Consider the following 25,403-nt stretch of genomic DNA (forward strand, 5'->3'; position numbering starts at 1 on the left):
GGTGAACTCTTGGCAACGCACGTTCGATAAGAAGCTCCGACGGCTGTGGGTCACTCATTCCGTCCGCCTAACCTGGGTGTATGGACGTGAACGCGGCAGTTGCCGCAGCCAGTGCGATCGCCGGTCTCTGCACCGGTGTGATCGCTGTGCTCGCGTTCCGCTGGAGCGAGCGGGAACAGGCCCGCCCCACGCGCGCATCCCTGCGGCAGGACGCCGCAGCCGTACTTCCGCCGGGTGTGGACACGGTTCTCTCCGTGCTGCGCTCGTCGGCCGTCGTCCTCGACGAGGGCGACACGGTGGTCAAGGCCAGCTCCGCGGCGTACGCCCTGGGACTGGTGCGGGGCGGCAGGCTCGCCGTCGACCAGATGCTGCAGATGGCCCGAGAGACCCGGCGGGATGGCGAAATACGGCAGGTGGAACTGGACCTGCCACGCCGCGGTGCCGGACGGGGCGAAGGCCTCGCGGTGTCCGCGCGGGTGGCACCGCTGGGCTCGCGCCTGGTGCTGCTGCTCGTCGAGGACCTCACGGAGGCCCGGCGGATCGAGGCGGTGCGGCGCGACTTCGTCGCGAACGTCAGCCATGAGCTGAAGACGCCGGTCGGCGCGCTGTCCCTGCTCTCCGAAGCGGTGATGGACGCCAGCGACGACCCGGAGGCGGTGATGCGCTTCGCGGGCCGCATGCAGATCGAGGCCGCCCGGCTGACCAGCCTGGTCCAGGAGATCATCGACCTCTCCCGGGTGCAGGACGACAACCCCCTCGACGACGCGGAGTCCGTCGCCGTCGACGACCTCGTCGCCGAGGCGGTGGACCGCTGCCGGCACCCCGCCAACGCCAAGCAGATCACCATGGCCACCGGCGGCGCCCCCGAGCTGTTCATCTGGGGCAACCGCAGCCAGTTGGCGGCCGCGCTCGGCAACCTCGTCGAGAACGCGGTCAACTACAGCCCGGCCCGCACCCGCGTGGGCATCGCGGGCCGCCGGATCTCCGCGCCGGGCGGGGACCTGATCGAGATCTCCGTGACCGACCAGGGAATCGGCCTCTCAGAAAAGGACCGGGACCGCGTCTTCGAGCGGTTCTACCGGGTGGACCCGGCGCGTTCGCGCGCGACCGGTGGCACCGGGCTCGGTCTGTCCATCGTCAAGCACGTGGCCGCCTCGCACGGCGGGGAGGTCACGGTGTGGAGTGCTGAAGGCCAGGGCTCCACTTTCACCCTACGGCTGCCGGAGGCCGCGACATCCCGGGATTCCCGGGACCGCTCCGCCGCCGCCGTGCCGTCGGAGGACTCCGAAACCTCCTCCGCTCTCTACGAGTCGTTCCCTGATCACATCCCCGCTCCGGAGGTCCTCCCGTGACCCGAGTACTCGTCGTCGAGGACGAAGAGTCCTTCAGTGATGCCCTGTCCTACATGCTCCGCAAGGAGGGCTTCGAGGTCGCCATCTCGGCGACCGGCCCCGACGCCCTGGACGAGTTCGAGCGCAACGGCGCCGACCTCGTCCTGCTCGACCTGATGCTGCCGGGCCTGCCCGGTACCGAGGTCTGCCGCCAGCTGCGGCTGAAGTCCAACGTCCCGGTGATCATGGTGACCGCCAAGGACAGTGAGATCGACAAGGTTGTCGGTCTCGAAATAGGAGCCGACGACTACGTCACCAAGCCCTTCTCCTCCCGCGAGCTGGTGGCCCGCATCCGCGCCGTCCTGCGCCGGCGCGGCGAGCCGGAGGAGATCTCCCCGTCCGCGCTGGAGGCCGGCCCGGTCCGCATGGACGTCGACCGCCACGTCGTCACCGTCGGCGGCGGCAAGGTCGACCTGCCACTGAAGGAGTTCGACCTCCTGGAGATGCTGCTGCGCAACGCCGGCCGCGTCCTGACCCGCATGCAGCTGATCGACCGTGTCTGGGGCGCCGACTACGTCGGTGACACCAAGACCCTGGACGTGCACGTCAAGCGCCTGCGCGCCAAGATCGAGCCGGACCCGGGCGCGCCGCGCTACCTGGTGACGGTGCGCGGCCTGGGCTACAAGTTCGAGCCGTAAGCCGCGCGTACCACCGGAACCGGGGAGACCACCGGAACCGCGGGGCGTCCGCAACGCCGGAAGGGGCCCCGGGAGCACATCGCTCCCGGGGCCCCTTCCGCGGTGTCAGCCGTGCCAGCGGGTCACGGGGTCGGCGACCCGGTGGCGGACTCGCCGGCAGTGGAGGACGGGCTGCCGGAGGGCTTGGCCGTCCCGCTGGGGCTGGTGGACGCACTCGGGCTCGCGGCGGCCTCGCTGGGGCCGAACGAGGCGTAGTAGCCCGTCGCCGGCAGCGCCAGGGTCTGCAGCTTGACCTCGCCGGTCTTGCTGAAGTCGAAGACGACCTGCTGGAAGTCGCCGTTGTTCTTGCTCTCGGTGCCGCCCGCGAAGGTGGCGGCGGGGTTGCCGTCCCCGCCGATCAGCACGGAGCCGTGGCCGGGGACCTTGATCGGGCCGGACAGCTCGGCCTGCTGCCCGCCGACGGTCACGGACTCGAGCGTCTGCTCGTCGGCGCCGTTGTTGAACACCTTGGCGGAGATCGCGGACGAGCCGCTCGACCCGGTGGCCTGGGTCAGGACCACGGCGTTCTGGACCTCGATGTCGCCCACGCTGGTGGCCGCGTGGTCGGGCCGGACCTGCAGCGTGTCGGCGTGGTTCCCGGCCGCGCACGCGGCGAGCGGGACCAGCGACAGCGCGAGGACGGTGGCGAGGGCGCCACGTCGAAGCCAGGGGGCGCCCCCGGCCGGAGGTTGGGGGAGGCTCACGGCGGCGGCATCTCCTTGGGCAGGGTACGGAGGTACAGGTGTACGGACGTACGGGACTTACGACTTACCAAGTGCGGGCTTAGGTTACCGAGCCCGCCTCCCGGGCCCGCACCCGGCCACCCTTCGGCGGGGCGGCCTCACCCTCCCGGGTGTCCCCCGGGGCCCCTGCGACCTCCGCGGGACCCCTCCGGGCGTCCCGTTCCGGCCCCGCGGGTACTCCGCGGGAATCCATTCCGGCATTACGCCGAACGATTCCCGACATCCCGGCATGATCGATTTACCGTTGATCCCCCGGACGGAAATCCGGCGGTGCGCAAAAATGGATCACCGCGGTCCGTGGCGGCCGAACGGAGTAGCGGCAGACCCCCCGCAAGGGAGGGACAAACCCGGATGTTGTGCCCCATGATCAGGGTCTGTGTGTGGTGTGACAGGCGTGTTTCAGCCTCCCCTGATACCCGCTCCGACCTGCGAATACCGCCTTCCGCCCGCCCCGCGCAGCACGTCCCGGGCGCCCTTGTCAAGCCCCGAGATATGCCCTGACCTGCGAAAACGCCATTCAGAACCGGCCGTTTCCGTGTTACCCTGGATAGCCACGGAAGGGGTACCTGTCACATGACGTTCAAGGTTGGCGACACCGTGGTCTATCCCCATCACGGGGCCGCGCTGATCGAGGCCATCGAAACTCGCCAGATCAAAGGCGTGGACAAGACCTACTTGGTGCTCAAGGTCGCCCAGGGCGACTTGACGGTACGCGTGCCCGCGGACAATGCGGAGTTCGTCGGCGTGCGCGACGTGGTCGGTCAGGAAGGGCTGGACCGGGTCTTCGAGGTGCTGCGGGCACCGTACACCGAGGAACCGACCAACTGGTCCCGCCGCTACAAGGCAAATCTGGAGAAGCTCGCCTCCGGCGACGTCATCAAGGTCGCGGAAGTCGTGCGCGACCTGTGGCGGCGCGAGCGGGAGCGGGGCCTGTCGGCCGGCGAGAAGCGCATGCTCGCCAAGGCCCGTCAGATCCTGGTGAGTGAGCTCGCGCTCGCGGAGAACACGAATGAGGACAAGGCCGAGACCCTTCTCGACGAGGTTCTCGCGTCCTGACGCGGATTCCCGCGGTGCCCGGTGCGTCCCGTACGCCGGGCACTGCGGCGTACCCGCGGGCCTTCACGGGCCCGGGAGGTCCGCCGCCCCTCACGGCCGGCCGTCCGGTGGGCGGCGCGTCGGCATGACCGGGTGACCTGTGGAGCGGGGTGCGGGACGGTTCCCCCGTGCCGTGCGCGGCCCGATCCGGGCATCGTTCAGCGCACCGGCGCTCGTTTCGTGGTGCTCAGCGTTCGCTCGTGCGTCGACTCCCCCTGCATACTGAGTGCCGGGCCCGGGCAGTTGGCCCTGTCGGTGTCACGGAAGGGTCCGACAGGTGCTTCGTGCCCGGCACGTTGAGGCGATACCCAATTCGGCCAAGGACACAAACCTGACTACCGCCGCAGTCATTCCCGCCGCCGGACGCGGAGTCCGGCTCGGCCCCGGTGCGCCCAAGGCGCTGCGCACCCTGGGTGGCGTCCCCATCCTCGTGCACGCCGTGCGTGCCATGACCCGTGCCCGCGCGGTGTCGCTGGTCGTCGTCGTGGCGCCCGAGGACGGCGTCGCCGAGGTCAGGGCGCTGCTGGACAGCCACGGGCTGCCCGAGGCCAAGGACATAAGGATCGTTCCCGGCGGTGACACCCGCCAGGAATCGGTGCGGCTGGGGCTGGCCGTCCTCCCGGACGAGGTCGATGTCGTGCTGGTGCACGACGCGGCCCGCCCGCTGGTGCCGGTCGACATGGTCGAGGCCGTGGCCGCCGCCGTCCGCGACGGCGCCGCGGCCGTGGTGCCGGGCCTGCCGCTCGCCGACACCGTCAAGCAGATCGATCCCGCCACCGGCGCCGTCGTCGGCACCCCCGAGCGCGCCCTGCTGCGCGCCGTGCAGACCCCGCAGGGCTTCGACCGCGTCACGCTGGCCAAGGCGCACGCCACGGTCACCGGCGAGGTCACGGACGACGCCTCCATGGTCGAGCGGCTGGGCGTCCCGGTGCTGGTCGTCCCGGGCCACGAAGAGGCCTTCAAGGTCACGCGCCCGCTGGACCTGGTGCTCGCCGAGGCCGTGCTGGCACGACGGAGGGCCGCCGATGAGTACTGACCGGACGCCCGGCCTGATCCCCCAGGTCGGCATCGGCACGGACATCCACGCCTTCGAGGCGGGCCGCGAGCTGTGGGTCGCCGGACTGCTGTGGGAGGGCGAGGGCGACGGACTGGCGGGTCACTCCGACGCCGACGTCGTCGCGCACGCCGCGTGCAACGCGCTCTTCTCCGCGGCAGGCCTGGGCGACCTCGGCGCGCACTTCGGCACCGGGCGCCCGCAGTGGTCGGGGGCTTCCGGTGTGACCTTGCTCACGGAGACCGCCCGGATCGTCCGCGAGGCCGGCTTCGGCATCGGCAACGTCGCCGTCCAGGTGATCGGTCCCCGGCCCAAGGTGGGCAAGCGCCGCGCCGAGGCCGAGGCCGTGCTGACCGGCGCGGTCGGCGCCCCGGTGTCGGTGTCGGGTGCCACCACCGACGGCCTCGGCTTCACCGGCCGCGGCGAGGGGCTGGCCGCCGTGGCCACGGCGCTGGTCTACCGGGTCTAGGGCGCTCCGGCACACGTACGGGTGACGCCCGGTGTCACAACCCCGTGAAGCCGGTGCGAGGCCGTCCGCCGCAGGGGTCCCGGGCCACTACCCTTGATGCGTGACTATTCGCCTGTACGACACCAACGCGCGCCAGGTCCGTGACTTCACCCCGCTCACGCCGGGCTGCGTCTCGATCTACCTGTGCGGCGCGACCGTGCAGGCGGCCCCGCACATCGGCCACATCCGGTCGGGGCTCAACTTCGACATCATGCGGCGGTGGTTCGCCCACCGCGGCTACGACGTGACGTTCGTCCGCAACGTCACGGACATCGACGACAAGATCATCGCCAAGTCGGTCACCGAGAACCGCCCCTGGTGGTCGATCGGTTACGACAACGAGCGGGCGTTCAACGCCGGTTACGACGCGCTCGGCTGCCTGCCGCCCACGTACGAGCCGCGCGCCACCGGGCACGTCCCCGAGATGATCGAGATGATGCGCGGCCTGATCGAGCGCGGGCACGCCTACGCGTCCGAGGGCAACGTCTACTTCGACGTGCGCTCCTTCCCCGGCTACCTCGGGCTGTCCAACCAGGAACTGGACAACCTGCGCCAGCCCGAGAGCGACGGCGAGACCGGCAAGCGGGACCCGCGCGACTTCGCGATGTGGAAGGCCGTCAAGCCCGGCGAGCCGTCCTGGGAGACCCCGTGGGGGCGCGGCCGTCCCGGCTGGCACCTGGAGTGCTCGGCGATGGCCCACAAGTACCTGGGCCCCGCCTTCGACATCCACGGCGGCGGTATCGACCTGATCTTCCCGCACCACGAGAACGAGATCGCCCAGTCCAAGGCCTACGGCGACGACTTCGCCGCCTACTGGGTGCACAACGCCTGGGTCACCATGAGCGGCGAGAAGATGAGCAAGTCGCTCGGCAACTCGGTGCTCGTCAGCGAGATGACCAAGCGCTGGCGGCCCATCGTGCTGCGCTACTACCTCGGCACCCCGCACTACCGCTCGATGATCGAGTACAGCGAGGAAGCGCTGCGGGAGGCGGAGTCGGCGTTCGCTCGGATCGAGGGCTTCGTCCAGCGCGTCGTGGAGATGGCCGGTCCGGTGGAGCCGGCCGCCGAGGTGCCGCCCGCGTTCGCCGAGGCGATGGACGACGACCTGGGCGTGCCGCAGGCGCTGGCGATCGTCCACACCACCGTCCGCCAGGGCAACTCGGCGCTGACCGCGGACGACAAGGAGACCGCGGTCGCCCGCCTCGCCGAGGTCCGTGCGATGCTGGGCGTCCTCGGTCTGGACCCGCTCCACGAGCACTGGTCCGGCGGCGAGCGCGGCGAGGACCTGCACGGGGTCGTGGACTCCCTGGTCCGCCTGGTGCTGGAGCAGCGGCAGGGGGCGCGGGCCCGCAAGGACTACGCGACCGCCGACGCCATCCGCGACCAGCTCCAGCAGTCCGGCCTGGAGATCGAGGACACGCCCTCCGGCCCGCGCTGGTCGCTCGGCTCGCGGTAGGCGCCGCGCCCGGCCTCCGGGCCATCATTGATACGTACGTTCACGCAGGAGCAGCCGTACGCGGCTGTGTAGCAGGAAACAGGTGACCCATGGCCGGCAACAGCCAGCGCAGGAACCGCCGTACCGCCAACAAGAAGGGCGCGACGGTCGGCAGCGGCGGGCAGCGGCGCAGGGGCCTGGAGGGCAAGGGCCCCACCCCGCCCGCCGAGGCGCGCAAGGGGCACGCCAAACAGCGTGCCGCCAACGCGAAGGTGAAGCGCGCGGCCTCCGCGCAGTCCCGCCGCCCCTCGGGACGCGGCGCGAAGTCCACGTCAGAACTGGTCGCGGGGCGCAACCCGGTGGTCGAGGCGCTGCGCGCCGACATCCCGGCCACGGCGGTCTACGTCCAGCAGTTCATCGACAACGACGAGCGGGTGCGCGAGGCCGTCAAGCTCGCCACCGAGCGCGGTGTCCCGCTGATGGAGGCGCCCCGCCCGGAGCTGGACCGCATCACCAACGGCCTGAACCACCAGGGCCTGGTGCTGCAGATCCCGCCCTACGAGTACGCCCACCCCGAGGACCTGGCCGCGGCGGCCTTCGACGCGGGCGAGGACCCGCTGATCGTGGCGCTGGACGGGGTCACCGACCCGCGCAACCTGGGCGCGGTCGTGCGTTCGGTGGCCGCCTTCGGCGGGCACGGGGTCGTCGTCCCCGAGCGCCGCGCGGCCGGCATGACCGCGGGCGCCTGGAAGACCTCGGCCGGCACCGCCGCCCGGGTCGCCGTCGCCCGTGCGACCAATCTGACCCGCACCCTGGAGGCGTACCAGAAGGCCGGGCTCACGGTCGTGGGCCTCGCCGCCGACGGGGAGGTCGAGCTGCACGAACTGGAGCTGCTCGGCGGCCCGGTCGTCATCGTCGCCGGTTCCGAGGGCAAGGGGCTGTCCCGGCTCGTGGGCGAGACCTGCGACGTGCGGGTGCGCATCCCGATGCCGGGCGGCGCGGAGTCGCTGAACGCGGGTGTCGCGGCGGGCATCGTGCTCTACGAGGCGGCGCGCCGCCGGGCGTGACCGTTTCGATTCGGGACAAAACCGCTGGTTGACGGGCCTCGGACAGAAGAGGCCCGTCACACAGTGTCCTTATCGGGTGTCACTCGGTTAGATGAGTGTGGACACCAGAACACCCCGCACTCCTCCGGGGGGACGGGCCGCGGCACCCGACGAGCCCGTGCTCACCATGCACAAGATCGCGTCCGACCCGGCCCAGGTCATCGTCAATCACGCGAGCTTCCGCGTGCAGCTCGGCGCGTCGTCCGCGCGTGCGATGGCGAGGACCGCGCGCGTCCCGGTCATTCCCACGTCCGTGCGTCCCTCCGCCGCCGCGCAGCGCCGCGGCGCGCCGCTGGTCTGGTCCGGGCGCAGCCGCCCCGGCGACGCGGCCGCCACACAACTGCTCTCCGCCGTGAGGCAGAGCAACTCCGACAGCCTCGACGCCGGCGCCACGACCCAGGTGCTGCCGCGGATCGAGGAGCACCCGCAGCCCCTCGTCGGCGCGCCCCGCCGTCCCCCGGCGCCCGACGAGATGCTCGGTGGCCTGCGGCCCGCGCGCGGCGCCTTCGACGGCCACGACGACGCCGAGGACACCGGCGAGTTCGCCTACGCGGCGCACTACGACGTGGACGACGAGGCGCAGTTCGGCCCGGACGACGACGAACAGGACTTCGGGCACGGCCGCTCGCGCCGGGCCGACCGGGGCGAGCCGATCCGGCACGCCTGGTACCCCGGGCGCCGGATGAACCTCGGCATCGTGCTGCTGCCGCTCCGGATCTTCCTGGGCTTCATCTCCATCTACGCCGGCATGGGCAAGCTCTGCGACCCCGTCTACTTCGACGGCGGCAAGCGCGGCTCCATGGTCACCTGGCTCAACTCGCTGGACCCGTGGGCGGCGGCCGAACCGCTGCGCGAGCTCGCGCTCGCGCACCCCATCGGGGCCGGGCTGACGGTGGCCTTCCTCCAGGTGATCGCCGGTGTGCTGACGGTCTTCGGGCTCTGGCAGCGGTTCGCGGCGTCGATCGGCGCCCTGCTGTCGGCCGCGCTGCTGGTCACCGTGAGCTGGCGGACCGTCCCGGCGTACGACGCGCCCGACATCGTCTACCTGGCCGCATGGAGCCCGCTGATCATCGCGGGCGCGCCGGTCTACTCCGCCGACGGACGGCTGGCCTCCGAGGCCTGGCGCCGGCTCGGCCCGCGCGCCCCGCTGTGGGAGCTGCGGCGCCGCGTGCTGCGGCGCGGCGCGGTGCTCGCCACCGTGCTGGCCGGCGTCGCGCTGGTGGTCGGTGCCACGCTGGGCACCGCGGTGCGGTCGACCTCGCCGCACTCCCAACTGCCCGGCCCGACCGACCTGCCGACCAACAACCTCGACGGCTCCCCGCTGCCCGAGGTGCCCGGGGAGGGCTCGGCCAAGCCGTCCGCGGCGCCCTCGGCCTCCCGGTCCGGCAAGGCGTCGCCCTCGCCGTCCAGTTCGCCGTCCACGCCGAGCGCTCCGTCCTCGGCGCCGACCGTCAGCCGCTCAGCGTCCGGCGCGAACGGTACGGGCTCGGCGGGCGGCGGCACCGGCAGCAGCCCGACGCACACCGTGCCGTCCACCCAGCCGCGGCCGACCCAGCCGAGCAACCCTCCGACCTCCACCGGCAGTGGCGGCTCGACCGGCGGTGGCAGCGGCGGCGGTTCCTCCGACAGCGGTGGTGCCCTCGGCGGCCTGCTCGGCAGCGGTGAGACCTCCGGATGGCTGCTGGGCGCCCCGGCGCACCGTCCGGGGTCCGGAAAGGTCGCATAACGCCCTGTACGCCCACGAGGCGGCCGGAGGAGCGCGGGTGCTCCTCCGGCCGCCTCGTCGTTGTGCCGGGCGCTCTCAGGCCCGGGAGGCGAGCTCCTTGGCGGCCTCGGTGAGGTCCTTCTCGGTGTCGATGGCCCGCCAGTAGGCGCCCTGGGGCAGCGAGAAGCCCGCCAGCCGCCGTTCCCGGGCGAGTTGGGGGAAGGTCGTGCGCTCGTGGTCGCCGCGGTCCGGCAGCAGCTCCGTGAAGCCGGGGGCGAAGACGTAGACGCCCGCGTTGATGAGGAAGGGCGAGGGCGGCGACTCGACGAAGTCCAGGACGTGGCCGAACTCGTCGGTCTCCACGGCGCCCCACGGGATGCGGGGGCGGGCCAGCGCGAGGGTGGCGACCGCAGCGCGCTCGACGTGGAAGTCGGCCATCTCGCGGAGGGAGAACCGCGTCCAGATGTCGCCGTTCGTGGCGTACCAGGCCTGCTCGGGCCGGGGGAGGGAGGCGGCGGCGAACTTCAGGGCGCCACCGCGTCCGAGGGGCTCGCGCTCGACCACGGTCGTGATGCGCAGCGGCAGATCCGCCGCCGCGCCGGCGAGCCAGTCCCGGAGGACCTCAGCGAGGTGGCCGCACGAGATCACGGCGTCGGTGACGCCCTCGGCGGCCAGCCAGGCGAGTTGATGGCCGATGATCGGTGTCCCGGTTCCCGGGATCTCGATCATCGGCTTCGGGCGGGTGTCGGTGTACGGGCGCAGGCGGGAGCCCTGTCCTCCGGCGAGGAGGACGGCCTGGGTCACCACCTGGGAGGTCGTGGGCGCGCCGGTCATGGACGCACCCTACGGGACCGGGGTGTCGGGTCATCCGACGGAGGCGACGCCCGTGGCGAAGGCGGTGTCGCAGACCGGCCGCGACCAGGACTGCGCGCGCTGCACGGAGCCGTACTTGGCCACCGCGGCACGCCCCAGCGACTTGGCGAGGGAACCGCAGTACTGGGCCAGCGACGGGCGGGCGGCCATCTCGCGCTGCAGCGAGGTGAGGGCGACGCCCGGGTTCTTCGCCTGCAGCTCGGTGAGGAGCTTGCGGCGCAGCACCTCCTGCGGCGCCGACCGGCCGGACGAGGTGGCCTCCTTGTCGTGCGAGGCGGTGAGGACCTGCGACTCGGAGGCCGAAGTGGCCCACGGGACGCGGGTGACCGCGAGGGTGCCGGACAGTACGAGGACGACCGGGAGGACGAGGGCGAGTGACTTGCCGATACGGCGGGCTACCTGGTTCACGGCAGTGATGGTAGCGAGGAGTAATGATTTGGCGACATTTAGCCACTCTGACGAGTGATGAATGCCTCTTGATCGACTACGGGGGCATTGACGAACACGCTCGAAACGCGGCTGTGTGCCCGCAAATGGGGCGGTCTCGCGGGGTCGCTCCGGCAGGGGGAACGACCGTGGCCCGGCCCCCCTTGCGCGGGGGCCGGGCCACGGTGCGTACCGTCTGCGCGTCAGTCGCTGAGGCGCTCACCGGTGGAGGTGGAGAAGACGTGCGTCTCGCCGGCGCGCGGCACGACGCGGAGCACGGAGCCCTTCTCGGGCACCTGGCGGCCGCCGACGCGGATGACCAGGTCCTTGTGCTCGTCGCCGACCTGGGCCGAGCCGTAGACGAAACCGTCCGCGCCCAGCTCCTCGACGACGTTCACGGTGACGGCCAGGCCGGCCGGCTCGTCCTTCGAGAGCGACGAGCTGTCGCCGTCGACGATGTCGAAGTGCTCCGGGCGGACGCCGACGGTGACCGTGCGGTCGCCCTTGTCGGCCGCGGCCTGCAGCGCGTCGCGCTCGACCGGCACCACCGAGTTGCCGAACTTCACGCCGCCGTCGGTGATCGGCACCTCGACCAGGTTCATCGCCGGGGAGCCGATGAAGCCCGCGACGAAGAGGTTGGCCGGCCGGTCGTACATGTGGCGCGGGGTGTCGACCTGCTGCAGCAGACCGTCCTTGAGGACGGCGACGCGGTCGCCCATGGTCATGGCCTCGGTCTGGTCGTGGGTGACGTAGACCGTGGTGGTGCCGAGGCGGCGCTGCAGGGAGGCGATCTGCGTACGGGTCTGGACACGCAGCTTGGCGTCCAGGTTGGACAGCGGCTCGTCCATGAGGAAGACCTGCGGCTCACGCACGATCGCGCGGCCCATCGCCACACGCTGGCGCTGACCGCCCGAGAGCGCCTTGGGCTTGCGGCCCAGGTACTCGGTGAGGTCCAGGATCTTGGCCGCCTCCTCCACCCGCTTGCGGATGTCGGCCTTGTTGACGCCCGCGATCTTCAGGGCGAAGCCCATGTTGTCCGCGACGGTCATGTGCGGGTAGAGCGCGTAGTTCTGGAACACCATGGCGATGTCCCGGTCCTTGGGCGGCAGGTGGGTGACGTCCCGGTCGCCGATCCGGATGGCGCCGTCGTTGACGTCCTCCAGGCCGGCCAGCATGCGCAGCGAGGTCGACTTGCCGCAGCCCGAGGGGCCGACGAGGACGAGGAATTCGCCGTCCGCGATGTCGATCTGCAGCGCGTCGACAGCGGGGCGCTCGGACCCGGGGTAGATCCGGGTCGCCTTGTCAAAAGTGACAGTGGCCATGGTGCACTGGTCCCTTCACCGGCAGGAACGTGCCGGACGATCCGAGTAAAGGAGATGAGGTCTAGTCCACGGGGGAGTGGACTTTCCGTGACGCTACCCCCCGCGCCTCACTTTGTCAGCACCCCCCTGCCGCCCAATTCCCCGACCCTCCCCCCTCCCCGCCTGGGTACACTTCTCCCTGACCCCACCCACCGGTCACCCCGGCGGGCGCGGGACGCCTGCCGCCTTAGCTCAGCTGGTAGAGCACCGCTCTTGTAAAGCGAAGGTCGTCGGTTCGAACCCGACAGGCGGCTCTACGCCTGACCAGGCACAACGCCCCGAACCGTGATCGGTTCGGGGCGTTCGGCATCCATGGGTGACATCAACGAGGGCTGTCACGACCGAGACGGGCGCTCGAGCAGCCGGTCCATGTGACTGATGGCCTCACGCTGTGTGTCCGATGTCACGTGCGTGTGGACGTCCGTCGTGATGCTGATCTGGCGGTGACCCAGGATCCCCATCACCGCGCGGGGAGCCACGCCGACAGCGGTGAGGAGCGTGGCGCGCCGTGCCGGGCGTCGTGCAGGCGCATGGGCCGGAGGCTCGCCGAAACAGCGGGCCGGGAGGGGCCGGGCGGGGTTACTCGGATCGACCGGGCCTCCCGTCTGCGACAGGTCAGCGGCAGAGGGCGGGCCTCGCCCGGCCGCTCTTGGTGGCGTCCTCGTACGTTCCGGGTCATGGCGTCCAGGGCGACAGCTCCCGGGCGACGACCTTGCGCGGCTCCACGAGCGAGGCGACGTTCCGGGTCGCCAGTTCCTCTCGGCAGGCCGCGGTGAGCTTCCTTGGCCTTGGCAGGAGTCGACCGGTGGGACGCCTTGGCGGCGAAGGTCCCCACGTCATGGGGCCCCGGAGACTCCAGCCGCCTGAAGCCGGGGAACGGCACCCGGTGGAGGCGTACGTGCATGGCGTACTTGCCGGCCGTAGACCGCCGACCGGGTGGGCACCGGGTGCCGGACTCGACCGTGGCCAGGGGTTCACGGCGCTTGACGGGGAGTCACTCACCAGACGGTTGTGGTGGGCACCCCGACGATGCGCGGGATCGGCCGACGTCACCCCGCACGCTCGTGCCACGGTCGTTCCCTATGTGTGGGGGGAGAGACCCCGGCAACCGGGGAGCGCGACGTGCCGTCTGCGTGCCATTCAAGGCGGTAGACGCCCGACAACGGCGGTCACTCACAGGCGCCGGGACAACAACGAGCCCCCGACCGAGTGCGGGATTTGAACCTACGTGACATCGCTGCCACGACGGTTGCCGAGATCGTTCATCAGCTGGACCCACCCATGGAGACTCGGTCGCCCACGCGGTAACTTTTCGGCGGAGGGGTGTCATGACAGCGTGGATCATGTTGACCTGTGGATGCCTGATGGCCGCCACGGGAACGTCGACCTTGAACGGTTGGCGAGCGGCGCAGTACCGGCAGTACCGGATGGCTGGCTGGGGTGCGATCGCCATGGGCGGCGGCCTGGCCTTGGAGGGAGTACCGAGGCTGGTCGGGTGGTCCTATCAAGTGGGTGCGGATCTCACCACCGTAGCCATGGTTCTGATCATGCTCGGCGCGGTACTTCAGCTCCTCGGCAGGCCCGTGAGAGCCAAAAGTCCTGCTCATGGGGATGCGGACGCACGTCAAGGGCAGCCCGGTTCCTGACATCATCATCTGACACCAACGACGCCGTACAGCGATCGACCGAGCGGGACTCGGGCGGACCGGACGCTGGCGGTCCGAGGGACGTCGTCTCCATGGGCTGCCCGGTGTCACCCGGTGCGGACACACACCGAACGCCCCGAACCCATCGTGGCTCGGGGCGATGTGCCTGTTGAGGCGTCGATCCGCCTGTCGGGTTCGAACCGACCACCTTCGCTTTACACGTTCGGGCCCAGGACGTGCCGGCTGCGGAAATCCACCGCCTTGGGCTGCACGGGGCGGAGCGGGGTCGGAGAGGCCGGCGGGAACGCGGGCGGGAGGGGGGCGGCGTGAACGGCAAGCGGCCGGTGGACGATCAGGAAGCGGCTCGGCACCTGACGTACTGCGCCGTCCTGAAGATCCGGGCCATGGCCAGGCGGCGCAGGACTCCGGGCAGTTGGCCGGACGACGACTACGTGGCCCGGATCGCCTGGCTGGCGGACCTGGTCCACAACGTCGCCGGAGGTGTCGGGCCGACCCGTCGGTGGCCGCCGTGGCGGAGGCGGCGGCACCGCCCGTTGGTGTGGACCTGGCGGACCGCGGACCCGGCCGGGCGCCGGTGGATCGTGAGCACCCTGGACGATGCGGGCCTCACATGGTCGCCGCCCCCCGGCGAGGGTGAGGACGGCGCCGGCTCCCGCGGGCTCTGAAGCGGCGGAACGCCCCGGACCGTGGATCGGTCCGGGGCGTTCCGGGGCCGGGCCCCACGGCCGCCTCCCGGGACCGGTGGGCCGGAAAGGGCGGAACCGTGCGGGTCAGTACGTCACTTGACGGTGATCTGAACCGTGCCCGTGACGCCGCCGCTGGTCACCGTGATGGTGGCCGTGCCGGCGCGGTGGGCACGCAGGTGGCCGGTGGTGGGGTCCACCTCGGCGACCTTGGTGTTGCTGGAGGACCAGACGTGGGACGCCGGGTCCGCGATGGGCATGCTGAGCGGGGCGATGTTGTCGCCGCCGATCAGGGCACCGGTCGCGGTCAGGGCCGCCTCGTCGTTGCGCTCCATCGGCGCGGTCGGCGCCGTGATGGCGATGGACGCCAGAGCGGGCTCGACGGAGTACTGCAGGTTGCCGTCGGAGCCGACGCGGATCAGGCCGAAGTGGTAGAAGCCACCCTGGTCCGCCGGGGCGTACGCGGGCATGCCCAGGTCCGCGAAGGCGAACTGGGGGATGCCGCCCTGAGCGGTGGTCGCGCTCCGGCCCTCGGGGTCGAGGATCTGCTCGGAGAAGCCGCGGGCGTGGCCGTACATCATGATCACGTGCTGGTTCGGGTGCGACTGCTGGAACCTCTGGACCAGCCGCATGTACATGCGCGCCTCCCAGCGGTCCGTGAACTGGCTGTTCGCGGCCGGGTGGGGGTCGTAGGCGGGCATGTGGGTGACGACCAGCACGTCCTTGGCCGTGGCGTCCGTCAACTGCTGGACGAGCCACGGGTACTGGGCGCCGGTCGGGTCCTGGAACGGGTCCGAGCTCTGCAGACTGCCGTGCGAGTTGTCGGTGACGATCAGCCGTGCCTCGCCCTGGGTGTAGGCGTAGTGCGTGTCACCGAAGGTGTCGCTGTAGTTGCCGTTCTCGGAGTCGGCGCCCTGGGTGATCTCGTGGTTGCCGACGATGTCGCGCTCGGGGACACCGAGGGCGTCCATCTTGGACTTCGCGTACTGCAGGTCGGCGAGCTTGCCGTCATCGGGCATGTCGCCCAGGAACTGGGCGGCGTCCGGGTGGGCCTGCGGGCTCAGGGTGGGCAGTCGCCCGGCGATGGAGTCCATCACGTTGCTGCTGACCGAACCGGGGTCGGAGGCGAGCATGTGCGCGTCGTCACCGGTGAGCAGGGTGGTGCCGCTCTTGGCGAAGTCGTCCGCGTTCTCCTCGAACTTCAGCCAGGACGGGTTGTCCGGGATCGCCTTGTAGTCGGGCACCGTGACCGGACGCGGCGAGTACAGGGCCTGCAGCCCGGAGACGTTGAGCGCGCCGCTGTAGGAGGTGCTCGGGCTGATCGCCAGGAAGTCGATGAAGCTGATCGTCAGCGGGAACTGCATGCCGGCGGGCAGCTGCGCGACCGCCAGGTGCCAGTCCTTCCAGGTGACGAAGGTCGGGTACAGCGTCGTCGACGTGCCGTTGACGTTGATGTACTTCTCTGCGAGCTCGATGCCGTTGCCGTCACCCTTGATCCACACGCCGATGCCGGTGGGGACCTGACCGCCGTTGGTGTCGGTCTTCAGGGTGACGTTGGGCGACAGCACCAGCTGCTTGACGCCGGAACCGGCCGGCATCGAGTAGTCCAGGCGCAGCGAGCCGGTCTCGGTGGAGCCCGGCGGGACGACGCCCGGGTCGGCCGACAGGGTGGCCGGCTTGCCGGTGGTGTTGTTGCTGAGCCGCCAGACGCCCGTGCTGGTCATCGGGTCGATGACCTTGCTGACGCTGCCGACGGCGATCGAGGCGGTGGCGGTCCGGCCGCCGACCTCGGCGGTCACCTCGGCGAGTCCGCCGTTGCCGGCGTCCGCGGTGAACACACCGTGCGCGTCGACGGTGCCGAGCGAGGACGGGGTGACCGTCCACTCGGCCGCGTCGGCGGAGATGTCCGTGGTGCGGCCGCTCTTGACGGTGCCCGTCAGGGTCAACTGCTGGGTGCCGCCGTTGCCCATGTCGACGGTGTCCGGCGAGAGGGACAGGTCCTTGAGCTCGGCGGCGACCTCCAGCTTCTCGGAGGTGCTGCGGCCGTCGCTGGTGGCGATGACCTCGCCCTCACCGCTGCTGTGCGCGGTGAGCCTGCCGTTCTCGTACGAGGCGAGGGAGGCGGGCTCGACGCGGACGTCCACGGTGCCGTCGGCCGGGTTGCCGACCTTGTCCGTGGCGTACACCGACAGCGGGATGGTGCTGCCGGGGACGGTGGTGATGCGGTCGCCGCCGTTCACGACGACCTTGTGGGCCTCGGCGGGCTCCTTCTCGGTCGAGTAGAAGAAGATGCCGTTGGCGACCGGGCGCTCGGTGTTGCCGGGCTGGTCGGACGGGGTGTTGACGACGGTGGCCTGCTCGGCGCCGGGGGCGCGGACGGCCATGGTGGTCGAGCCGCCGCCGTCGAAGAGCATCGCGGTGTCCGCGCCGTGGGCGACCATGTAGCCGGCCGCCTGCTCCGGGGTCACGCCGAAGGCGCGGGTGGCGCCGCCCTGGCCGTCGACCGCGACGACGATGGCGTGCCTGCCGTCCTCGGTGATGCCGACGGCGGTCTCCGGGTTGGCGCCGCTCGGCGGGGTGCCGGTCGGGTCCTTGTAGACCTTGCCGTCCTTCACCAGCGTGGTCACGCCGCTGACCAGCTGCGTGACATCGTTGTCCGGGGACAGTCGCGTGGTGATGCCGACCGTGTCACCGGTGTGCAGGTTCGCCGACAGCCAGGTGCCGCCGGCGCCGCCGCCGAGCAGGCCCAGCTGGTCCTTGCCGAGCTGTGGCAGGGAGGTGACGGCGCTGCTGACGCTGTCGACGGTGAAGCCACCGGCGGTCGCGTGGCCGAGCACCAGGGTGCCGCCGGTCAGGCCGGTGGCGGCGCCGAGGTCGGGGGTGACCTCGGTGATGCCGCCGGTCGTGAGGTCGCCCACGGTGTTGACCGAGGTGAGCGCGCGGGTGGCGGCACCGTCGGTGATCGTCCCGGAGAAGGTCTCCGGGCCCATCACCATCGAGCCGTCGGGGCGGATGCCCAGCTGGGAGGCGAAGCCCGGCTTGGGGCTCTTCAGCATCCGGCCGTCGGCCACCACGCCGCCGAGCGGACGGCCGCTCGCGTGGATCTCGAAGTAGTCGCCGTTGACGCCGGCCACCGCGTGGGTGCGGTTCGCCATCGACGAGACCGTCTCGTCCGCCGGGTCGGTGACGGTGTCACCCGCCTCGACGACGCCGACCCGGAGGTTCGGGTCGCCGAGGTCGGCGCTCAGCACCTGGACCTGCTGGCGCCCGCCCACGGTGTCGTAGGTCTCGCTGTAGTGCTCCAGACCCTGGGTCACCGTCTCGCTCGGGGTGCGGCTGTAGTCCACCACGAGCGGCCAGTTCTCCGGCGTCTGCGGCAGCCAGTCCTGGCCGGCGGCCCGGTCCGGCGCGGCCCCGTCCCCGGACGTTCCGGAGGCGGTGGCGGCGCCGGTGACCGAACCGGCCAGTGCCAGCGTCAGCGCGGTCACCACCGCGGTGCGGCGTGCGCCGGCTCCCACGGATCTCTTCCCGCGAAGTGTCATTGCGTGTCCTTATGAAGATCCTGCCGGTCGAACACCGGCTCGGAGTACACACGACACCCGGATGGCGAAGGAGAGATGGCCGCTTGCGGGTTTTCAGGTGACCCACAGAAGTGGCATGTCTATGGATTCGGTCAAATATCGGCCGGATCGAAGCGTGCGGGCGCCCCCGTACCACACGGTGCGGTACGAGGGCGCCGGTCCGTGACGGGGGGCCGGGCCTACCAGGTGGAGGGCGCCGGCGGGACGACCACCGGCGGGCGGTCGTCGCAGGTGATGGTGTTGGGCAGCTCCCAGGAGGCGAGCCAGGGCCCGGTCGTTCCGCCGCCGTCGTTGCCGCCGAGGTCTCCGAGCGAGAACTCCGAACCGGTGGCCGGGAAGTTGAACGAACCGCAGTTGTTCACCCCGACCGCGCCCACGTTGCGGGCGTCGACGTTCTCGAAGGACGCGGAGCCCGCGGCCCGCGCGCTCACCACGGAGGTGCCGGTGCCGTCGACCCGGATGTCCTTGAAGTGCACGTTGCTGATGGAATAGGCGTCCTTCACCGGGAAGTCGGAGACCAGCATGATCGCGTTGTAGGTGTTGTCGAGGAAGTGGTCGCCGGTCACGCGGATGTCGGCGTCGATGGTCTTCTCCAGCGCGTAGAACCAGATCGCCCCGAGCCCGATGTTCCAGTTCAGCTCGTAAGTGCCCGCCCGCACCGTGGTGTTGTCGGTGATCCACAGATGCCCGGCGAACGGCTGGGCGCCGAAGCGGGAACCCACCTGCAGGGCGCTGCCCTCGCGGATCGGGTCGGCGATCAGGTTGCCGGAGACCGTGTTGTCCGTGCCGCCGTAGACGGCGATGCCGTTGGCGAGCACGGGGGTCTGCACCGTGTTGTGGTCGAAGGTGTTGCGGGCGTTCGCGGTCTTCTCCGACCACATGGCCAGCCCGTCGTCGCCGGAGTTGCGGACGAAGTTGTCGCTGACCACCGAATCGGTCACGCCGGTGTGGAAGTTGAGGCCGTCGGCGATCTGGTCGGTGATCACGTTGCCGGTGATCCGCAGGTTCGACATCGGGCCGTCGAACCACATGCCCACCTTGGTGTGGTGGATGTACAGGTCCTTGATCGTGGAGTCGGAGAGCGCCCCGCCGATGCCGTTCACCTGGTCGGTGTCGATGCGCTCACGGACGTCGCCCTCGATCGCGAAGCCCGACAGGTGGACGTCGTGGCTGCCGCCGGCGGAGGCGTCCTTGCCGTAGAAGCCGACCCCGGTGTGCACCGAACCGTCCGGCGCCGGGGTGCCGAGGGCCACCTCCTTGCCCTTGATGACGGTCCACCAGTTGCCGGCGCCCTCGATCGTCACGTCGTCCACGACGATGTGACGGTTGACCTGGTACGTGCCCGGCGGGATGTACACCTTCAGGTGTGCGCGCCGCGCGAAGGCGATGGCCTTGTCGATGGCGCCCGCGGAGTCCCGGCGCCCGGTCGGGTCGGCGCCGAAGGCGAGCACGTTCGCGGCGACGAGGGCGACCCGTGGGGCGGCCACCAGCTCCGTGTCCAGCAGGTCGATCGTGGTCGTCACGGCGCCGGCCCTGGCGGGGACGGTGAGCCTGATCTTCTCGCCCGCCTTGTACGTCCGGCCCAGCGGCAGCCGCTGCTCGTCGTAGAAGTGGTTCGGCCGGAACGGCTTGTCGATCACCGGCGCCGGGGTGGTGGCGTTCGGTACGCAGCCGCACTCGGTGATCCACCAGTCGTCGTGCAGGAGGCCGGCCCGGGGGTCGTTGGAGAACGGGTACTGGTTGTAGAGCCAGGCGTACTGCGAGGTGAGCGTCATGGTCCGGCGGCCCTGCCCGCCGGCCGTCACGTCGAGCGGCGCGGTGATGCCGCCGCCGCCCGGCGCGTCCGGGATGCTGTACCGCACGGTGATCGCGTTGGCGGCGCTGGGCAGTGTGAACTCCACGTACTGGCCGCGCTGCAGGGTCACCGCCTTCCGCCCGGACGCCTCCGCGGGGAGGGAGTACGCGCTGCGGCCGGGGCCGATGACCGTGCCGTTCGTCGCGGCGTTCTCCGCCTCCTGCTCGGCGAACCCCGGGTCGGCGCCGCGTCCGGCGACCAGCGCCGGATCCAGTGCCGCCCGCGTCACCACCGGGCCGGCGGCCTTCGCCGCGGTGGTGCCCGCCTGCGCGGTCCCGCCGAGGCCGAGCCCGATCCCGGCCGCCGCCGCGACCACTGCGACCGTTCTTCGCCAGGTGTTCCTGCTCCTGCTGCTCCCTGCCATCCCCAGCTCGTTTCTCTCGTAGGCGCGACCGCCCTGGACGTGCGAGGCGGAGCGGACGTCGTGAGGTGAGGCGACAGTAAGGACCCGGCGGACGGCTCCACAAGGCTCCTGCGCGATGTTTTCGGCCCACTGATGGTGAAGTGCGGACCCTTGTTCATTTCTTGCGCGGCTTACGTGAATCGTTGCGCACGGGCAGGGGCCGGCTCAGCGGCCGCAGAAGGGCCCACCGGCGCCGAAGGCGAAGGCGGCGAAGCGGTGTCCCATGCGCCGGTAGCCGGCCGCGTTGGGGTGCAGGGCGTCCGGCAGGTCGGCCACGTCGTCCGGGCCGAACAGCTCACGGCCGTCCAGGTAGTGGAGCCGGCGGTCGCCCGCGGCGGCCCGTTCGGCGACGATGCGGGCCAGCTCCGCCCGGATGACGGTCAGGGTCAGCGCGCCCCCGGGCACGTCGCCGGGATCGCCGAGCGCGACGACGGACGGGACGGCGGCGGAGACGCCGGGCGCGGTCGGCCCCGGGGTGGTCTCCACCGCGGGGCAGCTGATGGGGGAGACCACCAGCAGAGGGGTGCCGGGGTGGCCCTCGCGGACGGTGTCCAGGAAGCCGTGCACCGCGGGCCCGAACGAACGCAGCCGGAAGGCGGCCTGGTTGACGATGTTGATGCCCAGCTTGAGGCTGATCAGGTCGGCCGGCAGGTCCCGGATCGTGCGGGCGACGTACGGGTCGAGCATGGCGTTGCCGCCGAGGCCCAGGTTCACCACCTCGGCGCCGGCGAGGCTCGCGGCCAGGGCCGGCCAGGTGCCGGTGGGGGAGTCGGCGGTGGCGCAGTGGCTGATGGAGCTGCCGTGGTGGACCCAGCGCGGGCGCCCGGTCGGCCGGGGCGGCAGCACCTCGGCGTCGGCCCGGAGCCCGACCACTTCGGTACGGGTCTGCTGGGGCAGCCACAGTTCGAGGTCCTTCTCGCCCTCCGGCAGCCCCTCGAAGCGCACCCGGCCGGGCACCCCCCGCTGCCGGCGCGCGGGCGGCGCGAAGAGGTCCGGCTTGTGCAGGACGTGACCGCACGGGGCGGGCCGCGTCGCCGCGTACACGCCGTCCACGGTCAGGTCGACCGCCCCCGCGGGCAGCGGCTCCGGACTCCCGTCGAGCTGCACCACCGAGGTCAGCAGCTCCAGTTCGACGGCACGGGCCGCGGTGCGGAACGCCAGCCGCACCCCGGACGGCAGCGCGGTGACCTCGTCCATGAAGGCGTCCGGGTACTGCGGGCGAGTCCAGGCGGGCAGGCGGCGCGGCAGCAGGCCGGCCTCCGTGCGCTCCAGGTCGAGGGCGCCCCGGAACTCCACGGGCCCGCCGTCGAGCGGGATCTCCCGGAGGGCGCGCAGCACGGTTGTCACGTTTTCTCCCTGCCCGCGACCTGTACCCGGTACACGGGGCCCGGCGGAGGGCGGGTCGCCGGGCCCCTGGGTACCGGGTTGGTCAGGGGATCAGGACGACCTTGCCCGCGGTGCCCCGGCTCTCCAGCGCGGTGTGGGCCGCCGCCGCGTCCGCGAGCGGGAAGCGGTGGACCGCCGGCCGCAGGCGTCCGGCCGCCGCCTCGGCCAGGGCCGCCTCCTCCAGGGCGCGCAGGCCGCCGGGGCCGCCGGGGCCGCCGGCCCGCGCCATGGCCGGGCCGAGGACGACAGCGGAGGTGATGCCGCGTACGGCCCGTTCCTCGTCGGACAGGTCCAGTGCCCCGCCGGAGGCCCACCCGTAGACCACGTGCCGCCCGCCCCGGCCGAGCAGGTCCACCGCCCCGCGCCCGAGGTCCCCGGAGACCGCGTCGAAGACGACGGTGGCGGCCCGCCCGTCCAGGGCGGCCCGGGCGGCGGCCGTCCAGCCGTCGGCCGTGTAGTCGACGGCCGCGTCGGCGCCGAGCTCCCGTACCCGTGCGGCCTTCGCCGGACCGCCGGCGAGGCCGAGCACGGTGGCCCCGGCGTTCCGGGCGGCCTGGACGAGCAGGGTGCCGATGCCGCCGGCCGCCGCGGTCACCACGGCGACGTCGGCGGGGCCGACCGGGGCCTGGCGCAGGATGCCCATCGCCGTACGGCCGGTGCCGACCATGGCGACGGCCTCGGCGAAGCCCAGCCCGTCCGGCAGCACGTGGGGCGTGTCGACGGAGGTCACGGCGCGTTCGGCGTAGCCGCCGGGCACCATGCCCAGGTGGGCGACGACACGCCGGCCGAGCCACTCGCGGCCGACGCCCTCCCCGACGCCGTCGACGGTGCCGGCGACCTCGCGGCCGGGGACCGTCGGCAGGGCGGGCAGCGGGTACGGGCCGTCGAAGTCGCCCGAGCGCAGCGCGGTGTCGATCATGTGAACCCCGGCGGCGGCGACCGCGATCCGCACCTGACCGGGGCCGGGCTCGGGGTCCTCGGTCCTCTCGTACCTCAGGTTGGCGGCCGGGCCGAACGCGTGGAGAACGATGGCGTGCACGAGGTGCCCCCTACGGAGATGCGCGGAAACGTGAGCGGGCGGCCGGACCGGGTCCGCACCGCCCACTGTTCGTCCTCAACCGGGGTTGAGGTCAACCGCGTCACGCCAGGATCTTCGCCTTGGCCTTCTGGTACTCCTCCTCGCTGATGTGGCCGTTGCTCTTGAGGTCGGCGAGCTTGGCGAGCTGGTCGACCGGGCTCCCGGCCGCGCCGTGCGCACCCGCGGCCGCCGCCCCGGAACCGCTCCCGGCGGCGTCGCGGACGTACTGCTTGAAGGCGGCGTCCGCCTCCTTGACCTGCTTCTGGTCCCTTTCGGCCATGCTCTTGCCGCGGGCGATCACGTAGACCAGCACGCCGAGGAAGGGCAGGAAGATGAGGACGATGATCCAGCCGGCCTTGGCCCACCCGTTCAGCGAGTGGTCACGGAAGAGGTCGCCGATGATCCGGAAGAGCAGGAAGAACCACAGCACCCAGCAGAAGATCAGGAGCATGGTCCAGAACAGGTTCAGCAACGGGTAGTCGTCCATGCCCCCAAGTGGACGGCGGCCAAATGGGCCCCGCACGCCGGACGGGGCCGTCCGGGCGATACCGCCGTCCGGGTCACACGCGGGGGAAGCGGGCCTGCAGGTCCCAGATCGCCGGGTTGGCGTCCAGGCCGTCGTGCAGGTCGGTGAGGTCGGCGATCAGGTCGTGCAGGAAGTCGCGGGCCTCGCGGCGCAGCTCCGTGTGGGCGAAGGCCAGCGGCGGCTCGTCCGGCGCCCAGTCGGCGGTGACGTCCACCCAGCCGAAACGGCGCTCGAAGCGCAGGCGGTCGGTGGACTCGGTGAAGTCCAGCTCCGCGCGCTGGGGGCGGGCCGCGCGGCCGCCGAGCGGGTCGCGGTCCAGGTGCTCGACGATGGCGCACAGCGCCCACGCGAAGTCCAGGACCGGTACCCATCCCCAGGCTGTGGACAGTTCGCGGTCGGCCTTGACGTCCGCCAGGTAGACGTCCCCGCAGAACAGGTCGTGGCGCAGCGCCCGCACGTCCGCGGTGCGGTAGTCGGTCTGCGGGGGGTCGGGGAAGCGGCGGGAGAGCGAGTAGCCGAGGTCGATCACCCGCCGATGGTACGTGGCGTCCCCGGCGGCAGATCCTTGTGCAGGACGGCGCAGGGGCGGCCCATCTGGCGGTCCTCGCGGTGGTCCACGACCCGGTAGCCGAGCGCGGTCCAGAACGCGAGCGCTCCGGGGTTGCCGTCGAGCACCGCCAGGCGCACGCCGTCCCGCCCGGCGGCCCGCAGCCGCGCCTCGACGCGTCCGGCGAGCTCCCGGCCCAGCCCCGCCCGCTGCCGCCCGCCGTGCACCATCAGCAGGCCGATCCAGGGGTACGGATCGAGGGGTCCGGGTGCTCGGCCAGGGTGACGGCGATGCCGGCCAGGCTGCCGTCGGCGCTGTCGCGGGTGAGCAGCACCTCCACGGCGGGGTGCGTCAGTTCGGCGTTGAGGGCCGAGGCGACCTGCTCCGGGGTGACGCGGTCGGGGTCAGGGAAGTCCCCGGTCACCCGGTGGAAGGCGGCGTTGGAGGCGTACAGCGCCGTCAGCTCGCCCAGCAGACCGGGCGGCAGGGCGCCGTCCCGCGGGACCAGGACTTCGAGGGGGCCGAGGGACTCGAACAGGGGCATGCCCCGCACGCTCGTCGCGTGCGGGGCACGGGGCGCCCGAATTGACGGGCGGCTCGGGAGCCCGCGGCTCGGGAGCCTGCCGCTCAGAGACCGACGCCGAAGTCGGTGGCGATACCGGCCAGGCCCGAGGCGTAGCCCTGGCCGACGGCGCGGAACTTCCACTCGGCACCGCTGCGGTAGAGCTCGCCGAAGACCATGGCGGTCTCGGTGGCCGCGTCCTCGCTCAGGTCGTAGCGGGCGATCTCGGTGCCGCCCGCCTGGTTGACGATGCGGATGTAGGCGTTGCGGACCTGGCCGAAGTTCTGGGTGCGCGTCTCGGCGTCGTAGATGGAGACGGGGAAGACGATGCGGTCGACGTCGGCCGGCAGCCCGGCCAGGTTGACGTTGATCGCCTCGTCGTCGCCCACGCCCTCGCCGGTGCGGTTGTCGCCGGTGTGGACGATGGTCTGGTCGGGCGTCTGCTTGTTGTTGAAGAAGACGAAGTGGCCCTCGGAGTAGACCTTGCCGCTCGGGTTGAGGGCGATCGCGCTCGCGTCGAGGTCGAAGTCGGTTCCGGTGGTCGTGCGGACGTCCCAGCCCAGGCCGACCGTGACGGCCGTCAGGCCCGGAGCTTCCTTGGTGAGCGAGACGTTGCCGCCCTTGGACAGGCTTACAGCCATGGGAGTCCCCTCCGTGATGTCGGTCGTACGTGCCGACGATGACGCTACCTTCACAGGGGTGAACGCGGTCAGGGGCGCGCACGGTTCCTTGACGGCGCGA

The 25,403-nt window shown here is 71.8% G+C and carries 22 protein-coding genes and 1 tRNA gene; 10 read left to right on the top strand and 13 right to left on the bottom strand.

The window, feature by feature from the left end:
- Nucleotides 1-80: 80 nt before the first annotated feature.
- Both ACIP98_RS24065 and ACIP98_RS24070 read left to right on the top strand, forming a co-directional pair.
- The gene (locus tag ACIP98_RS24065; protein ID WP_401977864.1) at nt 81-1,352 is read left to right on the top strand and encodes a sensor histidine kinase; all 1,272 of its coding nucleotides are present in this window, start codon (nt 81-83) and stop codon (nt 1,350-1,352) included.
- Nucleotides 1,349-2,029 (top strand): response regulator transcription factor, encoded by a 681-nt coding sequence (locus tag ACIP98_RS24070; RefSeq protein WP_319663536.1) that lies wholly within the window; start codon nt 1,349-1,351, stop codon nt 2,027-2,029. Before ACIP98_RS24065 ends, ACIP98_RS24070 begins: the two co-directional genes overlap by 4 nt.
- Nucleotides 2,030-2,151: 122 nt before the next feature.
- Here ACIP98_RS24070 and ACIP98_RS24075 read toward each other — a convergent pair whose 3' ends face one another.
- Complete coding sequence (locus tag ACIP98_RS24075; protein ID WP_319663537.1) at nt 2,152-2,772, bottom strand: DUF461 domain-containing protein; 621 nt, start codon at nt 2,770-2,772, stop codon at nt 2,152-2,154.
- A gap of 612 nt (nt 2,773-3,384) precedes the next feature.
- Here ACIP98_RS24075 and ACIP98_RS24080 point away from each other — a divergent pair.
- From ACIP98_RS24080 to ACIP98_RS24105, 6 genes are all read left to right on the top strand, one after another.
- Nucleotides 3,385-3,867, top strand: a complete 483-nt coding sequence (locus ACIP98_RS24080; RefSeq protein ID WP_018559600.1) for a CarD family transcriptional regulator — start codon at nt 3,385-3,387, stop codon at nt 3,865-3,867.
- A gap of 343 nt (nt 3,868-4,210) precedes the next feature.
- Entirely contained in the window at nt 4,211-4,942 is a 732-nt protein-coding gene (gene ispD / locus ACIP98_RS24085; RefSeq protein WP_319663615.1) for a 2-C-methyl-D-erythritol 4-phosphate cytidylyltransferase, read from the top strand.
- Entirely contained in the window at nt 4,932-5,429 is a 498-nt protein-coding gene (gene ispF / locus ACIP98_RS24090; protein WP_319663539.1) for a 2-C-methyl-D-erythritol 2,4-cyclodiphosphate synthase, read from the top strand. Before ispD ends, ispF begins: the two co-directional genes overlap by 11 nt.
- A 100-nt stretch (nt 5,430-5,529) precedes the next feature.
- Nucleotides 5,530-6,924, top strand: coding sequence for a cysteine--tRNA ligase (cysS, locus tag ACIP98_RS24095; RefSeq protein WP_319663540.1), 1,395 nt, complete (start codon nt 5,530-5,532; stop codon nt 6,922-6,924).
- Between the two features lie 89 nt (nt 6,925-7,013).
- Complete coding sequence (rlmB, locus tag ACIP98_RS24100; RefSeq protein WP_319663541.1) at nt 7,014-7,970, top strand: 23S rRNA (guanosine(2251)-2'-O)-methyltransferase RlmB; 957 nt, start codon at nt 7,014-7,016, stop codon at nt 7,968-7,970.
- A 91-nt stretch (nt 7,971-8,061) separates the two neighbouring features.
- Nucleotides 8,062-9,735: a DoxX family protein gene (locus ACIP98_RS24105; RefSeq protein WP_401977866.1), complete on the top strand. Its 1,674-nt coding sequence runs from the start codon at nt 8,062-8,064 to the stop codon at nt 9,733-9,735.
- A gap of 75 nt (nt 9,736-9,810) precedes the next feature.
- Here ACIP98_RS24105 and ACIP98_RS24110 read toward each other — a convergent pair whose 3' ends face one another.
- The 3 genes from ACIP98_RS24110 to ACIP98_RS24120 all read right to left on the bottom strand — a co-directional run bounded on the left by ACIP98_RS24110 (nt 9,811) and on the right by ACIP98_RS24120 (nt 12,335).
- Entirely contained in the window at nt 9,811-10,548 is a 738-nt protein-coding gene (locus tag ACIP98_RS24110) for a nucleotidyltransferase family protein (RefSeq protein WP_319663543.1), read from the bottom strand.
- A 30-nt stretch (nt 10,549-10,578) separates the two neighbouring features.
- Nucleotides 10,579-10,995, bottom strand: a complete 417-nt coding sequence (locus tag ACIP98_RS24115; RefSeq protein ID WP_401977867.1) for a hypothetical protein — start codon at nt 10,993-10,995, stop codon at nt 10,579-10,581.
- Between the two features lie 221 nt (nt 10,996-11,216).
- A complete protein-coding gene (locus ACIP98_RS24120) occupies nt 11,217-12,335 on the bottom strand; it encodes a sn-glycerol-3-phosphate ABC transporter ATP-binding protein UgpC (RefSeq protein ID WP_319663545.1) in 1,119 nt (372 codons plus the stop codon).
- Between the two features lie 220 nt (nt 12,336-12,555).
- Between ACIP98_RS24120 and ACIP98_RS24125 the strand changes: the two genes are divergently transcribed.
- Nucleotides 12,556-12,628, top strand: a tRNA-Thr gene (locus ACIP98_RS24125).
- A 1,718-nt stretch (nt 12,629-14,346) separates the two neighbouring features.
- Nucleotides 14,347-14,706, top strand: coding sequence for a hypothetical protein (locus ACIP98_RS24130; protein WP_401977869.1), 360 nt, complete (start codon nt 14,347-14,349; stop codon nt 14,704-14,706).
- A gap of 113 nt (nt 14,707-14,819) precedes the next feature.
- Here ACIP98_RS24130 and ACIP98_RS24135 read toward each other — a convergent pair whose 3' ends face one another.
- From ACIP98_RS24135 to ACIP98_RS24175, 9 genes are all read right to left on the bottom strand, one after another.
- Nucleotides 14,820-18,242 carry a phosphodiester glycosidase family protein gene (locus ACIP98_RS24135; RefSeq protein ID WP_401977871.1) on the bottom strand — a complete coding sequence of 1,141 codons (3,423 nt, stop codon included), beginning with the start codon at nt 18,240-18,242 and terminating at the stop codon, nt 14,820-14,822.
- 242 nt (nt 18,243-18,484) lie between these two features.
- Nucleotides 18,485-20,524, bottom strand: coding sequence for a glycosyl hydrolase family 28-related protein (locus tag ACIP98_RS24140; RefSeq protein ID WP_401977872.1), 2,040 nt, complete (start codon nt 20,522-20,524; stop codon nt 18,485-18,487).
- Nucleotides 20,525-20,728: 204 nt separating this feature from the next.
- Nucleotides 20,729-21,901, bottom strand: a complete 1,173-nt coding sequence (locus tag ACIP98_RS24145; RefSeq protein ID WP_401977920.1) for a GDSL-type esterase/lipase family protein — start codon at nt 21,899-21,901, stop codon at nt 20,729-20,731.
- 91 nt (nt 21,902-21,992) lie between these two features.
- A complete protein-coding gene (locus ACIP98_RS24150; RefSeq protein WP_401977873.1) occupies nt 21,993-22,988 on the bottom strand; it encodes a zinc-binding dehydrogenase in 996 nt (331 codons plus the stop codon).
- A gap of 100 nt (nt 22,989-23,088) precedes the next feature.
- Complete coding sequence (locus ACIP98_RS24155; protein WP_319663552.1) at nt 23,089-23,514, bottom strand: SHOCT domain-containing protein; 426 nt, start codon at nt 23,512-23,514, stop codon at nt 23,089-23,091.
- Between the two features lie 73 nt (nt 23,515-23,587).
- Nucleotides 23,588-24,082, bottom strand: a complete 495-nt coding sequence (locus tag ACIP98_RS24160; protein WP_319663553.1) for a hypothetical protein — start codon at nt 24,080-24,082, stop codon at nt 23,588-23,590.
- The gene (locus ACIP98_RS24165) at nt 24,079-24,330 is read right to left on the bottom strand and encodes a GNAT family N-acetyltransferase (RefSeq protein ID WP_319663554.1); all 252 of its coding nucleotides are present in this window, start codon (nt 24,328-24,330) and stop codon (nt 24,079-24,081) included. The genes ACIP98_RS24160 and ACIP98_RS24165 overlap by 4 nt, the downstream gene beginning before the upstream one ends.
- A complete protein-coding gene (locus tag ACIP98_RS24170; RefSeq protein WP_319663556.1) occupies nt 24,330-24,644 on the bottom strand; it encodes a hypothetical protein in 315 nt (104 codons plus the stop codon). The genes ACIP98_RS24165 and ACIP98_RS24170 overlap by 1 nt, the downstream gene beginning before the upstream one ends.
- A gap of 83 nt (nt 24,645-24,727) precedes the next feature.
- A complete protein-coding gene (locus ACIP98_RS24175) occupies nt 24,728-25,303 on the bottom strand; it encodes a TerD family protein (RefSeq protein WP_319663557.1) in 576 nt (191 codons plus the stop codon).
- Between the last annotated feature and the right edge of the window lie 100 nt (nt 25,304-25,403).

Source organism: Streptomyces sp. NPDC088354, from assembly GCF_044753585.1.
Classification (GTDB): Bacteria; Actinomycetota; Actinomycetes; order Streptomycetales; family Streptomycetaceae; genus Actinacidiphila.

Coding starts and splice junctions, on each gene's coding strand:
- ACIP98_RS24080 (WP_018559600.1), top strand. CDS start 3,385: ATGACGTTCAAGGTTGGCGACACCGTGGTCTATCCCCATCACGGGGCC.
- ispF (WP_319663539.1), top strand. CDS start 4,932: ATGAGTACTGACCGGACGCCCGGCCTGATCCCCCAGGTCGGCATCGGC.
- ACIP98_RS24165 (WP_319663554.1), bottom strand. CDS start 24,330: ATGGTGCACGGCGGGCGGCAGCGGGCGGGGCTGGGCCGGGAGCTCGCC.
- ACIP98_RS24105 (WP_401977866.1), top strand. CDS start 8,062: ATGAGTGTGGACACCAGAACACCCCGCACTCCTCCGGGGGGACGGGCC.
- rlmB (WP_319663541.1), top strand. CDS start 7,014: ATGGCCGGCAACAGCCAGCGCAGGAACCGCCGTACCGCCAACAAGAAG.
- ACIP98_RS24140 (WP_401977872.1), bottom strand. CDS start 20,524: ATGGCAGGGAGCAGCAGGAGCAGGAACACCTGGCGAAGAACGGTCGCA.
- ACIP98_RS24155 (WP_319663552.1), bottom strand. CDS start 23,514: ATGGACGACTACCCGTTGCTGAACCTGTTCTGGACCATGCTCCTGATC.
- ACIP98_RS24110 (WP_319663543.1), bottom strand. CDS start 10,548: ATGACCGGCGCGCCCACGACCTCCCAGGTGGTGACCCAGGCCGTCCTC.
- ACIP98_RS24120 (WP_319663545.1), bottom strand. CDS start 12,335: ATGGCCACTGTCACTTTTGACAAGGCGACCCGGATCTACCCCGGGTCC.
- ACIP98_RS24170 (WP_319663556.1), bottom strand. CDS start 24,644: ATGCCCCTGTTCGAGTCCCTCGGCCCCCTCGAAGTCCTGGTCCCGCGG.
- ACIP98_RS24175 (WP_319663557.1), bottom strand. CDS start 25,303: ATGGCTGTAAGCCTGTCCAAGGGCGGCAACGTCTCGCTCACCAAGGAA.
- ACIP98_RS24065 (WP_401977864.1), top strand. CDS start 81: ATGGACGTGAACGCGGCAGTTGCCGCAGCCAGTGCGATCGCCGGTCTC.